We start from the raw sequence: 12,881 nt of genomic DNA, 5'->3' as shown, positions 1-12,881 counted from the left end.
ATATTATGACAGAAATAAACAGAGGAAAAAAAGAACAAGAGATAAATAAGCATCTAAATGGCTTATTTGATGATAGATATACAGAAGAATTAAAAGTGCAAAGAAAGAAAAAAGAGTATTTTCATAAAGTCAGTTTTGATGAGTTTGATGAGGCTGTTAATTCTACAGAAACAGCAACAAGCAGTATACCAACTGAACCAGATTTTATTAAACTATATCTTAAAGATGTTGTTAGTTTGAAAGGTATTCAACCAGCTAATAAAGATGTTTTATATTTTCTATTAAAACTAATGAGATATGAAGAATATATTATTTCAATAACAGAATATGATAAACAAAAAATATGCAAAGAGCTTGGTTTAAAAGGTATTCAACAAGTAAATAATGCTATTCAAGCATTGAAAAAATCAGGTATTTTGTTCTCTGTTGTAAGTGAATCAGGAAAAATAAACAGAGGCGCTTTTGAGGTTAACCCTTACCTTTTCGGAAAAGGAAATTGGGTAGAAAACTATAATAAAAGAGATATACACAAACTGACTGTTTTGTATAGAAAGAATAGTAAAGAAGTAATAAATGTTGATGCGTTAGTTGAGTATATTAAAACTGAAACTAATGAAGATAAAAGAAATGAGGCTATTAAAAAATTAAATGAAATAAGAGGTTTTACCGATGAAAAAGAAAAAGACAGCGTATGATGAATTTTTAAAAGAACGTCAAGAAATGTTTGAAGAATTAGTTATATTAGTTAATTCAGACGAACAAGAAATACAAGAATTAGAACAAAACAGAAAAAACAAAAATAGACAGGAGAATAATAATGGATGATTTAGATATTTTAAATTGTGAAGACATAGTAAGTCTTAAAAGGCTTATTCTTGTGAGAAAATATAAAAATATAATGCTTTCAGAAGCAGAAGAGCTATTAAAAATGGCTAAATGTTACGAAGCTCCCAAAGAATTAACTTCTTGGTCAGAATTACTAATAATAAATATTAATGACTTATCAGAAATATCTATTTTTCCGAAGTCTTTAAATCCTTTATTAAGTCAAGTAAGTTCTTATATTGACTATATTAAAAATCATAGAAATGACTTAGGGGACTTTGAAGAAGATACTTTAAGACATATTTCTTATAATATTAGTATGCTTAGAAATTATTTAGAACGTTTATCAGGTGATTATAATGAAGTATTAACTGAAGAAGAATTAACAGAAAGGCATAAACATCTTGATTGGGTTGAAAATAAAGCTTAATTGCAAATTCGAGTAAAACAGTTGGTAATCACTAACTGTTTTTTATTTCTATCGACTGGTAAGGAGTAAATTATCAGCTATGGATAATTTAATGAGTTCACTACACACCTTAAAAATGTAGGTGGGAGTGAACCCTTGTCTTGCAATAAAAAGTGGTCCCGTGGTTGTCGAGTTTTTACTCATCATTTTTTGCCAAAATCAGGTTTTAAAGTAAGTTTAGAAACAGATGAATTACTTTTCTTTTTATACTTTCTTTTGTTCTTAATTGCTTTAATTTTTTTCTCTTTATCAGCTACTTGCTTCGCTTTAACTTCATTGTTAATTTTCTGTTCTTCCACCGTTTGCGGCACTTCGGCCAATTCTAGTTCTGATGGTTCGATCTCTTGCTCTTGTACCAGGTCTTGCTTCACTGGTTCAGATCTTTCAGTTAGTGCTTGGTAGATCTCAATTGCCATTTGTTTTACTTCTTCAAATTTTTCACCAAACGCTTTTTCTAAACTTAGAATTAATTTTGGTCTTTCATCAAAAAAGTTTTTAATTTTTTGAGCGTAATTACTCAAATTCTCAAATCGATCTAATTTTTGTTGATGATCTAATATTTCATCTAGTAAATCATTTTTTTCATCTAAATGTTTAGATGTGGTTTGTATCAACTCAGTTGTTTTTAATTCTAACTCTCTAACATAATCTTCTTTATCTTTATGATCACGTTTATTCGTCATTTTTGACTCACCACGATCAAAACCAAATTTTTTAAAATGTTTATGTAATAGATCTTGAGAAGCGATCCAATTTTTCTTCCTCATATCTCTTAAACAAGTTTTATTATTTTCAAAGTCATAATTTAAAAAAATGGCGTGAGCGTGAACATTATGCTTTATATATTCACTTGTAAAATCTTCATCAGGATTATCAATTGGTCGATATTTTTTTCTTTCATCTTCTGATAATTCTTCTAATTTATCAGCGTCAATCGTTGTTCCTTCGTCTAAGTGAAACTCAAAACCGATTGGTTCAAAGCCATATTCTTTTTGAAACTCCAACATAAAATCTTTTGTGGCTTGTTCGATTTCATCTTGTTTATTTTCTTCAATACATTTTAAAAATTGTTCAGAATTGAAAACCAATACGCTATCAATGAAAGTATTACTATTGTTTTGAATTGCGTATTTATTTTTTTCTTTTGCTTCTTTCAATCTTTTTTCGTAATAACTTCCCAGATCATCATTTTCAGAAAAACAATAGCCAAAATTATTTTCTTGTAAACACTTTACAGAATTAACATTATCAAGCATTTTTCTTAAAACGTGGTTTATCTCACCAGTATTTGAATTTTTGTAATATTTCGTATTTACAGCGCAGTATTTTTTATCACTCATAGAAGTCCTCTTTTAATTATTCATATATTCAACAAATCATATATAAATAATTAATCAAGGCTGACGAGGTAATTTTCCACAGCCGTTCAAGGCTGTACGGTTCAGTTAACCGTTTTAGCACACTAAAACACCCTGGTCAGGGTGTGTGTGCTCTCCGAGGGCTGGGGATACCCCAAACCCGTTCACCATAGGCTCACCCGTAAAACAAGTTTTACTCTCGCAAGCTCACAGTTAACAACACGGCCGCAAGAATCTACGGCCGAAAAATTCAACAAAAATAAAAATAATCAATATAAACAACAATATAGAAAAATAGAACCATAAAAAAATAGGAAAAAGATGATTCATATTATATAATTTGTTTAATATGAATTAGAGAAAATACTATGAATGTGCTTGAAGTAACTAACATATTGAAAGCAAAGGGATTAGTTAAAGATGTTAATGGCACTAGGCGTTTTATCCGAAAGGGTGAGCTAGTAGCCAGTAAAGAGTGTAATCACGATGGCTACCAACTCACTCAACAAGCATTAGATGCTTTTTTGTGGGTAAAGCAGTCTTCTGATGCTGAAATGGTGCAACATATTTTGAATAACGTTATTAAATTGCCGAAAGCTGAAAACCCTTTCAAAGTAGCATCGTTTTTCGCTGGAATTGGGGGGTTTGACTTAGGTTGTGAGCGAGCAGGGATGGAGGTTGTATTTCAATGTGAAGTAAATAGCTTTTGCCAAAAAGTATTGAAAAAACATTGGCCTAGTATACCTTTACATTCCGACATTACCACTCTTGAAGCAAATAATATCCCTGATGCTAATATTTGGTGTGGTGGGTTTCCTTGCCAAGATGTTTCATTGGCAAATCAAGGTAAAAGAAAAGGTTTAAAAGGACAACGCAGTGGACTCTTCTATACTTACGCAGAACTTGTTAGAGCAAGAAAACCTGACTGGATTATCATTGAAAATGTTCCCGGATTACTCAATAGCCACGATGGCGCTGACTTCGGAATCCTTCTTAAAACGCTGGATGAACTCGGGTATGGTGTATCGTGGAGAGTTTTTGACACTAAATACTTTGGAACACCACAACGAAGACGTAGAGTGTATATTGTCGCAAGTTATGGAAACCTCCGCTCCTCTAGAGTCCTTTTTGACAGTAGAGCAAATACAGTCACTGATAAATCGGGCAGAGGCGAGAGGACAAATTTTACATCCGAAACTAGAGATGGCTTATCGAAAACAGATATCTTTGCTATCCAACACGCCAGCATTGGAAGAAAACACACAGCAGGCCCACAAGCTAAAGGATATCGAAATGACGGAGAAAGCTACACTCTCGACTCAAGAGGAAGCGCCGATGCTGTATGTGCGCCGAATGCTCCCTATAGAGTACGAGAGACTTCAGGGCTTTCCCGAGAATTGGACTCAAATAGATTAAGGGCTATAGGTAATGCTGTATCTGTTCCAATAATAGAGTGGATCGCTAATCAGATCATACGAGTTGAAAATGAAAGAGGGTAATCTCTTTCATTTAATTTCAACATCTTCACCACTTAAAGATAAAAATTTACCTTTGAAGATTGAGGGTTCTGGTCCACCTTGATCGGTTAACGTTCTTACAAAAGTAGAGTAGTTTGTAAACAAGGTTCTATCCTCATCAACAGTTAATGGAATAGGACCGAATGTTCTAGGTTTCGAAGTATCTTCTTTAATGCCAAGTAAACACAACGTCCAATTATGTTCCTTTAAATCTCTCAGATTAGCTCTTGATACTCTAGGATATAAATAGTCATAGATTAAATTGCCTATCGCAAAAACTATCTTTCCTCCTGTCTGGTTTACTATATTACCTTTAACTAAAAACTGCTCTTGTTGTCTTCTCCAAGCATTTGTTTCAATAGAATTAGGTTTGGGGAGCAATTGCCTCAAATACTCATTCGTTGATTTATCCAACCTTGCCCACTTAGAAACGTGATCAGAAATATGCTTTGTTTGGCTTGTTTCTCCTCCGCCTTGCATTTCTAAGAGTATTTCATCAATTTTTGCACCTATAGCTAAATTACGCATAATGTAATCTGCTTTATAACTCCCTCCTGTTTCTTCAATAGGGATTGGAGCTTCTCGGTTTACAACAATATCACTTTTGTCAAATTCCCCTCGATAGACTGTCTTCGCAATCTTCCACAACACTTCCTCTTGATGTGGAGTTAGTTGTGCTTTAACAGTTATTGCTTTTCCATCAATATTTTCTTTTTTTGTTTTAGGTGTAGCACAGAGTCTATGCTCACAAACTATCCACATAGTGCCGTTTTTTTTTCGAACAGAACAAACTGGCTGTAATTTCTTACTTAACTTCGAGCAATATCCATCCATAAAAGGACACAAATGCTTTTCGCCTAAAGCTATGGGTTGAATATCTCGATCATCTACATCTGTTCTTTGACCAAGGTACTCCGCTACTTGTACTGCCATCTAATAACGCTCCTTATGTATCTACAAATCAAGATACATAATCAATTTATCTCGGCCAAGTTTTACGCACACAAAAACATAAGATGTTGATTTTATCAACAAATGAAATACACATCTTGCAATTTCACTTTCATTTGATATGACACTTATATACAAGGAGATATTATGAAAAACGACAAATCAAAGAAAGATTCATTAGAGAACAATGCCAAAGCCGAGCTACTAAAAACACAACAAATAGCCCAATCAGATATGGTTAAAGAACATCTCTTAACCATTAAAAATTCAAAATTACGAAAAGATATAAACATAAGAGATCTGTTAGAAAAAAAACTTAAATCAGCACAACCAAAGCTTTTAGAACGAATCGAAGAGCAACAATCTTTACTTGACGATTTAGTTATGGATATTGAATCTACAAACACAGAGCTTCACGGTGCAAATGATAAGGCACGTATTGCTATAGCAAAACTAAGAAAAATTGCTCCGAAACGTGCAAACGAATTAGAAAACTCATTATCTCTAAAAGATAGAACTAGAAAGTCACGAATCATTACTAAAAAACGCTTATAGCTTTGTAAAACACATTGTTAGGTAATTGACATAACTATAGCAGATTATGATGTCCTGCAGCTGCAATTTCCAGAGCCCGTTTTCCCTGTTGTTGACCAATAATATCCTGTAAATCGCGAAGTTGTTTATCTTCAGATATATGATGAGTCGACTGATGTAATGATAAAGAAATGTCACCACAAAGCGCCTGGCAGACTTCCAATAAACTTCTGGCAGATAAATGACGTTCTTTTCCGACTAAAGCAGCCTGATCCCCATTTCCATCAGGAATAATCAGACAACGTTCATCTTTACCTGCTGCTAATGCTGCAGGTAACACACCTTTAACAGTACGAAGTAACCCAGATAAAGCCAGCTCCCCCAAAAACTCATAGTGTTCCAAATCATCAGAGAGAACTTGCTCTGATGCAGCAAGAATTCCCAAAGCTATAGGTAAGTCAAACCGGCCGCCTTCTTTGGGTAAATCTGCCGGAGCAAGATTGACCGTAATACGTTTCGGTGGAAATTCAAAACGGGAATGAATGATTGCACTCCTGACTCGATCCCTGGATTCTTTAACAGTTGTTTCGGGTAAACCGACCAGTGTAAATCCTGGCATTCCATTGCTGATATGAACTTCCACAGTGACTAAAGGCGCTTCAACACCAACACTGGCCCGACTATAAATTACAGCTAATCCCATCAAATAAACCTTCTTCGCTTCTGACAAAATAATCCCAAAACTGATTTCCCGACATTACAGCAAGTCCATGAAAATAGGCTCTTAATCAATGCATATTGATATGAAATCCAAGCTATTTCTCTTCACTAATCATATGTATAACGTATTTGAAGCTTACGGAAGGATGAAAAAAGAATGATTTTTTACTTGTCATGTAACGGAATTATATGTTAACACTATGGTTGTAGAGATTTTCGTCAGATATAAAACTTTATTATGAAATTTTTAAACGTTCACTTTGCTTCACTTATTAGCCTGATTCTGGTCGTGGTCATTATTAGAACCGCGCGGGGGCTGGTGAACGTTAGATAAACTTAAGAATAACAACACCCCCGCACTGAAAAGTCCGGGGGTTTTTTTTCAACATAAGAAAATAAAATGAATACTGCGGGAAGGATGGAGTAACACATGAAATGCCCGACAAACACAACACTAATTGATAAGAATGAGAACAGATCAGGGGGTCAACAATGACCGGAGCACAACTCGTTGTTGCAGCTATACAACAGCAGGGAATCAAAACTGTTTTTGGATATCCCGGCGGCGCAATCATGCCAATTTACGATGCTTTATATGATGGCGGAGTCGATCATATTCTATGCCGGCATGAACAGGGAGCTGCAATGGCTGCTATCGGCATGGCAAGAGCAACTCAGAAAGTTGCAGTATGTATGGCAACTTCTGGTCCTGGCGCCACCAACCTTGTGACTGGTCTGGCTGATGCTTTCCTTGACTCTATCCCCCTTGTGGCAATTACCGGACAGGTTGCAAGTCCATTAATAGGTACTGATGCATTTCAGGAAATGGATGTCATTGGGATGTCTTTAGCCTGTACAAAACACAGCTATCTGGTTACTGATGTGAATGAACTGTCAGCAACACTGGAAGAAGCATTTGAAGTTGCACAATCAGGGAGGCCGGGGCCGGTATTAGTTGATATAGCCAAGGACGTACAACTGGCACAGATACCCAACATTACTCTGGAAAAGAAAACCGCCAAATCAGTTCGACCAGTGAATCAGGAAGAATTGTCATTAGCTCAGTCGTTACTGAATGAATGCCGTCGTCCCGTCCTTTATGTCGGTGGAGGTGTTCAGCTAGCCCATGCAACTCACACCGTTCGTGACTTTTTAGTCCGGAATCCGATGCCTTCTGTAAGCACACTGAAAGGATTAGGCTCTGTAGAACGACATGATCCACACTATCTTGGAATGCTTGGCATGCACGGGACTAAGGCTGCAAACCTGATTGTTCAGGAGTGTGACTTGCTGATTGCTGTTGGTGCCCGTTTTGATGACAGAGTTACAGGTAAGCTTGACACTTTTGCACCAAACGCAAAAGTTATTCATATTGATATTGATGCAGCAGAATTCAATAAGCTACGCCTGACTAATGCAGCCCTCAGAGGTAATATCAACACGATCCTGCCTCAAATTGAACTAAATAATGATATAAAACAATGGCTTGAATATAGTGAAACGCTGCGCAAGGAATTCAAATGGCGCTATGATCATCCCGGAGAACTGATTTACGCACCACTGCTACTTAAGCAGCTCTCAGACATGATGCCTGACACAACAATCGTTTCAACGGACGTAGGGCAGCACCAGATGTGGGCAGCACAACACATACAACCACGGGAACCTCAGAATTTCATTTCTTCAGCCGGATTAGGCACGATGGGATTCGGTTTACCAGCAGCAATGGGAGCTGCCGTTTCCAGACCGGATGACCAATCAGTACTTATCTCAGGAGATGGCTCATTCATGATGAATGTTCAGGAACTTGGAACACTGAAGCGACGTCAAATCCCGGTAAAAATGGTGTTACTTGATAACCAGCGTTTGGGAATGGTTCGACAATGGCAGTCTCTTTTCTTTGATGGCCGCCACAGTGAAACAATTCTTGACGATAATCCTGACTTTGTCATGTTGGCACAAGCATTTAGTATCCCGGGTAAAACCATCACAAAAAAAGAAGAAGTCGAACCCGCATTAAAAGAAATGCTTGAAAGTCCAACCGCTTATTTACTTCATGTAGTTATTGATGAAGAAGAAAATGTCTGGCCACTGGTGCCACCAGGTGCCTCTAATAGCGACATGTTAGAAAACACATAGGGAGCACTAAAATGGAAAGATATTTAATTGATATAAAAGCCGACGATAAACCTGTTCTTTTAGAACGAGTTTTACGTGTTGTCCGCCATCGGGGATTTATTATAAAACAAGTCGCTGCGACTCAAAATCATGAAAGTCATGTCGCGAGCGTAGAGATTATTGTTGATAGTGATCGTCCTATTTCGACACTTATCAATCAAATCGAAAAATTATGGGATATTCGTACCGTTGAAGTAACAAAAATCAACAGCAACACTTTGCCAAACAATAACTTACAGCAAAAAGTGTGTGCATAAAAAAATGCAAAAGCAAGCTGTGTATTAAACGGTTCAGAATTTTAAATTTAATGGCAAAACCAGGGATAAATAAGACAGGTCAAATTCCATTTATCCGGGAAAAAATAAGTATGTGAGGGAAAAAATGCCAAAATATCGTTCAGCAACAACTACTCATGGCCGGAATATGGCCGGAGCCCGCGCTCTGTGGCGTGCGACCGGAGTGAGAGAAGAAGACTTCGGTAAACCGATTATCGCCGTGGTGAACTCATTTACTCAATTCGTTCCCGGACACGTACACCTGAAAGATCTTGGGCAGTTGGTTGCAAAGGAAATAGAACAAGCAGGCGGCATCGCAAAAGAGTTTAATACTATCGCTGTTGATGATGGTATCGCAATGGGTCACGGAGGTATGCTGTATTCTCTGCCTTCCAGAGAATTAATTGCTGATTCAGTTGAATACATGGTCAATGCCCACTGTGCTGACGCCATGGTCTGTATATCAAACTGCGATAAAATTACTCCAGGGATGCTCATGGCATCCATGAGACTCAATATTCCTGTTATTTTTGTCTCTGGCGGCCCTATGGAAGCAGGAAAAACCAAACTTTCAGATCAGCTGATTAAACTTGATCTGGTGGATGCGATGATTCAGGGAGCAGATCCCAAAATATCAGATGAACAAAGTCAGCAAGTTGAACGTTCAGCATGTCCGACATGTGGTTCTTGCTCAGGAATGTTCACCGCGAATTCAATGAACTGTCTGACAGAAGCTTTAGGGTTGTCACAACCAGGAAACGGTTCATTACTGGCAACACACGCTGACAGAGAGTCACTTTTCATCAATGCTGGTAAGAGAATCGTTGAACTGACAAAGCGTTATTATGAGCAGGATGACGAAACAGCGCTTCCAAGAAACATTGCCACAAAATCAGCGTTTGAAAATGCGATGGCTTTGGACATTGCTATGGGAGGCTCAACTAACACCGTTCTTCACCTGTTGGCTGCAGCTCAGGAAGGTGATGTCAATTTTACAATGGAAGATATCGACCGCATGTCCCGCAAAGTTCCTCATTTATGTAAGGTTGCACCATCGACCCAGAAATACCACATGGAGGATGTCCACAGAGCTGGTGGCGTGATGGGTATTCTGGGCGAATTAAATCGTGCTGGTTTAATTCACAGCGATACAAAAACAGTTTTGGGGTTAACCCTTGCCGAACAGTTAACAACTTACGACATCATGGACTCAACATCTGATGATATAAAGAGCTTCTTTAAAGCAGGTCCGGCCGGTATTCGGACAACTGAAGCGTTTTCACAGAATTGTCGTTGGGACACGCTCGATGATGACCGTGAGTCAGGATGTATCAGAACCAAAGAACACGCGTATAGTCAGGATGGAGGACTAGCTGTTCTGAAAGGAAATATCGCATTGGATGGCTGTATTGTTAAAACAGCAGGTGTCGATGAAAGTAATTTAAAATTCAGAGGACCGGCAATTGTTTTTGAAAGTCAGGAAGATGCGGTCTCTGGTATTTTAGATGGTCAGGTAAAATCCGGACATGTAGTAGTCATTCGATATGAGGGGCCAAAGGGTGGCCCGGGAATGCAGGAAATGCTTTACCCAACTTCGTATTTAAAATCTATGGGATTAGGTAAAGAGTGCGCCTTGCTCACTGACGGGCGCTTTTCCGGAGGCACTTCAGGTTTATCTATTGGGCATGCCTCCCCTGAAGCCGCCAATGGCGGTGCAATTGGCTTAGTAAAGGATGGAGATGTTATCACCATCAATATTCCGGAGAGAACGATTGATCTGGAAGTTTCTGAAGATGAACTAGCGACCCGCAGAACCCATCAAAGTGAGGCAGGATGGAAGCCAACCAGCCGTGATCGTAATGTATCTTTCGCTTTGAAGGCTTATGCAAGTATGGCAACCAGTGCAGACAAAGGAGCAGTTAGAGATAGATCTAAACTGGAAGATTAAGATGACCGAATTAAAAACTGGCGCAGATTATCTGCGCCAAATATTACGGGCACCTGTATATGATGTCGCAGTAGTTACACCACTTCAGGAAATGGAAAGGCTTTCAGCCCGTTTAGGAAATAGCGTCCAGATAAAAAGAGAAGACCGGCAGCCGGTTCACTCATTTAAGTTACGTGGCGCATATAACATGGTCTCCAAACTGACTGAAGAGCAAAAACAAGCAGGTGTTATAGCGGCTTCAGCAGGAAATCATGCTCAGGGAATGGCTCTATCCGGTACCAAATTAGGAATTAAAACCATTATTGTTATGCCTCAAACAACCCCGGACATAAAAGTTGATGCTGTCAGAGGGTTTGGTGGAGAGGTTGTTCTCCATGGTAATAACTTTGATGAAGCAAAAGCAGAAGCGGAACGTCTGGCTGAAGAACATGGCTATACATTTGTACCTCCATTTGACCATCCCCTTGTGATTTCAGGTCAGGGAACAATTGGTATAGAAATGCTGCAGCAAAATGGACATCTGGATTATATATTTGTCCCTGTTGGTGGTGGTGGTCTGGCTGCTGGTATTGCTGTTTTAGTTAAGCAACTACTTCCTGAAATAAAAGTAATTGCTGTAGAGCCTGAAGACTCTTCCTGCTTAAAAGCCGCACTGGATGCGGGAGAACCAGTGGTACTGGAGCAAGTCAGTTTATTTGCTGACGGTGTCGCTGTAAAACGCATTGGTGATGAAACATTCAGGTTATGTCAGGAATATATCGATGGTCATATATCAGTTTCCAGTGATGAAATTTGCGCTGCGGTAAAAGACATTTTTGAAGATACCCGGGCTATAGCAGAGCCAGCCGGAGCTTTGTCATTAGCCGGACTCAAAAAATATGCAGAACAAATGGCATTAAAAGATAAACAACTTGGGGCTGTATTATCTGGTGCAAATACTAATTTTCATGGGTTACGCTATGTATCTGAACGATGTGAGCTGGGTGAAAAAAGAGAAGGCCTGCTTGCAGTAACCATTCCTGAACAGAAAGGGGCATTTTTCGAATTCTGCCAGATTATTGGTGGACGAGCTGTTACAGAGTTTAATTACCGGTATAGCTCAGATCAGTTAGCAAATATATTCGTAGGTGTCCGGCTTGTTGGCGGGCAAGAAGAGCTAGCCCAAATCATTCAAGATCTTCGACAGGGCGGATATCCGGTTATTGATCTATCCGACGATGAAATGGCAAAGCTTCACATACGCTATATGATAGGTGGTAAACCATCAAAATCCCTGCAGGAACGCCTATACTCTTTTGAATTTCCGGAATACCCTGGGGCACTTTTAAACTTTCTCAGCACTCTGGGAACGCACTGGAATATAAGCCTGTTTAATTATAGAAATCATGGAGCAGACTACGGTCGGGTATTATGTGGTTTTGAACTAAGTGAAGATGATTTAACCAGATTCTCTGCACACTTGGTTGAGTTGGGGTATCAATATAAAGATGAGACTGATAACCCTGCTTATCAATTTTTTCTGTCTTAATAAAACATTCTTTAATCTTTTGAACTACAAAGCAGAGTAATATCAAGCTCTGCTTTTTCTTTCTCTTATACCAATTACATTAATTAAGTGGTATGAATTGGCTAACCGATGTTTTGATAATTATGAAGATATTGTTGATAGTGTTTGTGATGCTTGGAATCGTTTTTCAGAGCACAAAAGCAGAGTCGTATCACTCTGCTTTAGGAGCTGGACAAAACTGACCACTTAATTAATGTAAATGGTATAAGCTAGTTGATAAAATCAGAAATGAAAAAAGCCGTTGATATAACAACGGCTCTTTCTTATATGGCGGAGAGATAGGGATTTGAACCCTAGATACGCTATTAACGTATGCCGGTTTTCAAGACCGGTGCTTTCAACCACTCAGCCATCTCTCCACAGATTGTAATTAATAATATAAATATACTATTAACAAAAATATAAAGCCTGGCAGTGACCTACTCTCACATGGGGAAACCCCACACTACCATCGGCGCAATTGCGTTTCACTTCTGAGTTCGGCATGGATTCAGGTGGGTCCACAACGCTATGGCCGCCAGGCAAATTCTTTAATTCAG

General features: G+C 38.4%; 11 protein-coding genes, 1 tRNA gene, 1 rRNA gene and 1 pseudogene. 9 read left to right on the top strand and 5 right to left on the bottom strand.

Going from position 1 to position 12,881, the window contains the following annotated elements:
• The first annotated feature begins 5 nt into the window (after positions 1-5).
• Genes OC443_RS00175 through OC443_RS00165 form a run of 3 tightly spaced genes read left to right on the top strand, consistent with a single transcriptional unit; the run spans position 6 to position 1,255 of the window.
• Positions 6-695: a hypothetical protein gene (locus tag OC443_RS00175; RefSeq protein ID WP_073579236.1), complete on the top strand. Its 690-nt coding sequence runs from the start codon at positions 6-8 to the stop codon at positions 693-695.
• Entirely contained in the window at positions 670-825 is a 156-nt protein-coding gene (locus OC443_RS00170) for a hypothetical protein (protein ID WP_159440289.1), read from the top strand. Before OC443_RS00175 ends, OC443_RS00170 begins: the two co-directional genes overlap by 26 nt.
• A complete protein-coding gene (locus OC443_RS00165) occupies positions 818-1,255 on the top strand; it encodes a hypothetical protein (RefSeq protein ID WP_073579237.1) in 438 nt (145 codons plus the stop codon). The genes OC443_RS00170 and OC443_RS00165 overlap by 8 nt, the downstream gene beginning before the upstream one ends.
• A 182-nt stretch (positions 1,256-1,437) precedes the next feature.
• Here OC443_RS00165 and OC443_RS00160 read toward each other — a convergent pair whose 3' ends face one another.
• Complete coding sequence (locus OC443_RS00160; protein WP_073579238.1) at positions 1,438-2,634, bottom strand: hypothetical protein; 1,197 nt, start codon at positions 2,632-2,634, stop codon at positions 1,438-1,440.
• Between the two features lie 386 nt (positions 2,635-3,020).
• Here OC443_RS00160 and OC443_RS00155 point away from each other — a divergent pair, with 386 nt between their 5' ends.
• Positions 3,021-4,151 (top strand): DNA cytosine methyltransferase, encoded by a 1,131-nt coding sequence (locus tag OC443_RS00155; RefSeq protein ID WP_200796858.1) that lies wholly within the window; start codon positions 3,021-3,023, stop codon positions 4,149-4,151.
• A 6-nt stretch (positions 4,152-4,157) separates the two neighbouring features.
• On the opposite strand, the gene OC443_RS00150 is transcribed toward OC443_RS00155, so the two are convergent.
• Positions 4,158-5,102: a hypothetical protein gene (locus tag OC443_RS00150; RefSeq protein WP_073579239.1), complete on the bottom strand. Its 945-nt coding sequence runs from the start codon at positions 5,100-5,102 to the stop codon at positions 4,158-4,160.
• A gap of 165 nt (positions 5,103-5,267) precedes the next feature.
• On the opposite strand from OC443_RS00150, the gene OC443_RS00145 reads away from it, so the two are divergent.
• Complete coding sequence (locus tag OC443_RS00145; RefSeq protein ID WP_073579240.1) at positions 5,268-5,675, top strand: hypothetical protein; 408 nt, start codon at positions 5,268-5,270, stop codon at positions 5,673-5,675.
• A gap of 37 nt (positions 5,676-5,712) precedes the next feature.
• On the opposite strand, the pseudogene OC443_RS00140 reads toward OC443_RS00145, so the two are convergent.
• Positions 5,713-6,357: pseudogene (locus tag OC443_RS00140) on the bottom strand (magnesium chelatase domain-containing protein); the annotation flags it as partial.
• A gap of 509 nt (positions 6,358-6,866) precedes the next feature.
• On the opposite strand from OC443_RS00140, the gene ilvG reads away from it, so the two are divergent.
• The 4 genes from ilvG to ilvA all read left to right on the top strand — a co-directional run bounded on the left by ilvG (position 6,867) and on the right by ilvA (position 12,303).
• The gene (gene ilvG, locus OC443_RS00135; RefSeq protein WP_073579241.1) at positions 6,867-8,513 is read left to right on the top strand and encodes an acetolactate synthase 2 catalytic subunit; all 1,647 of its coding nucleotides are present in this window, start codon (positions 6,867-6,869) and stop codon (positions 8,511-8,513) included.
• A gap of 11 nt (positions 8,514-8,524) precedes the next feature.
• Positions 8,525-8,809: an acetolactate synthase 2 small subunit gene (gene ilvM, locus OC443_RS00130; RefSeq protein ID WP_073579242.1), complete on the top strand. Its 285-nt coding sequence runs from the start codon at positions 8,525-8,527 to the stop codon at positions 8,807-8,809.
• Positions 8,810-8,933: 124 nt separating this feature from the next.
• Positions 8,934-10,775 (top strand): dihydroxy-acid dehydratase, encoded by a 1,842-nt coding sequence (ilvD, locus tag OC443_RS00125; protein ID WP_073579243.1) that lies wholly within the window; start codon positions 8,934-8,936, stop codon positions 10,773-10,775.
• Position 10,776: 1 nt separating this feature from the next.
• Positions 10,777-12,303 carry a threonine ammonia-lyase, biosynthetic gene (ilvA, locus tag OC443_RS00120; RefSeq protein ID WP_073579244.1) on the top strand — a complete coding sequence of 509 codons (1,527 nt, stop codon included), beginning with the start codon at positions 10,777-10,779 and terminating at the stop codon, positions 12,301-12,303.
• Positions 12,304-12,610: 307 nt separating this feature from the next.
• On the opposite strand, the gene OC443_RS00110 is transcribed toward ilvA, so the two are convergent.
• A tRNA-Ser gene (locus tag OC443_RS00110) sits at positions 12,611-12,701 on the bottom strand.
• Between the two features lie 47 nt (positions 12,702-12,748).
• A 5S ribosomal RNA gene (rrf, locus tag OC443_RS00105) occupies positions 12,749-12,864 on the bottom strand.
• Positions 12,865-12,881 lie beyond the last annotated feature (17 nt).

The organism is Vibrio quintilis (genome assembly GCF_024529975.1).
GTDB classification, from domain to species: Bacteria; Pseudomonadota; Gammaproteobacteria; order Enterobacterales; family Vibrionaceae; genus Vibrio; species Vibrio quintilis.
This window is presented reverse-complemented; position numbering and strand designations above follow the sequence as displayed.

Bases quoted from the DNA above. Each gene is read 5' to 3' on its own strand.
- ilvA (WP_073579244.1), top strand. From the start codon at position 10,777: ATGACCGAATTAAAAACTGGCGCAGATTATCTGCGCCAAATATTACGG.
- ilvD (WP_073579243.1), top strand. From the start codon at position 8,934: ATGCCAAAATATCGTTCAGCAACAACTACTCATGGCCGGAATATGGCC.
- OC443_RS00175 (WP_073579236.1), top strand. From the start codon at position 6: ATGACAGAAATAAACAGAGGAAAAAAAGAACAAGAGATAAATAAGCAT.
- OC443_RS00170 (WP_159440289.1), top strand. From the start codon at position 670: ATGAAAAAGAAAAAGACAGCGTATGATGAATTTTTAAAAGAACGTCAA.
- ilvG (WP_073579241.1), top strand. From the start codon at position 6,867: ATGACCGGAGCACAACTCGTTGTTGCAGCTATACAACAGCAGGGAATC.
- OC443_RS00160 (WP_073579238.1), bottom strand. From the start codon at position 2,634: ATGAGTGATAAAAAATACTGCGCTGTAAATACGAAATATTACAAAAAT.
- OC443_RS00155 (WP_200796858.1), top strand. From the start codon at position 3,021: ATGAATGTGCTTGAAGTAACTAACATATTGAAAGCAAAGGGATTAGTT.
- OC443_RS00150 (WP_073579239.1), bottom strand. From the start codon at position 5,102: ATGGCAGTACAAGTAGCGGAGTACCTTGGTCAAAGAACAGATGTAGAT.
- ilvM (WP_073579242.1), top strand. From the start codon at position 8,525: ATGGAAAGATATTTAATTGATATAAAAGCCGACGATAAACCTGTTCTT.
- OC443_RS00165 (WP_073579237.1), top strand. From the start codon at position 818: ATGGATGATTTAGATATTTTAAATTGTGAAGACATAGTAAGTCTTAAA.
- OC443_RS00145 (WP_073579240.1), top strand. From the start codon at position 5,268: ATGAAAAACGACAAATCAAAGAAAGATTCATTAGAGAACAATGCCAAA.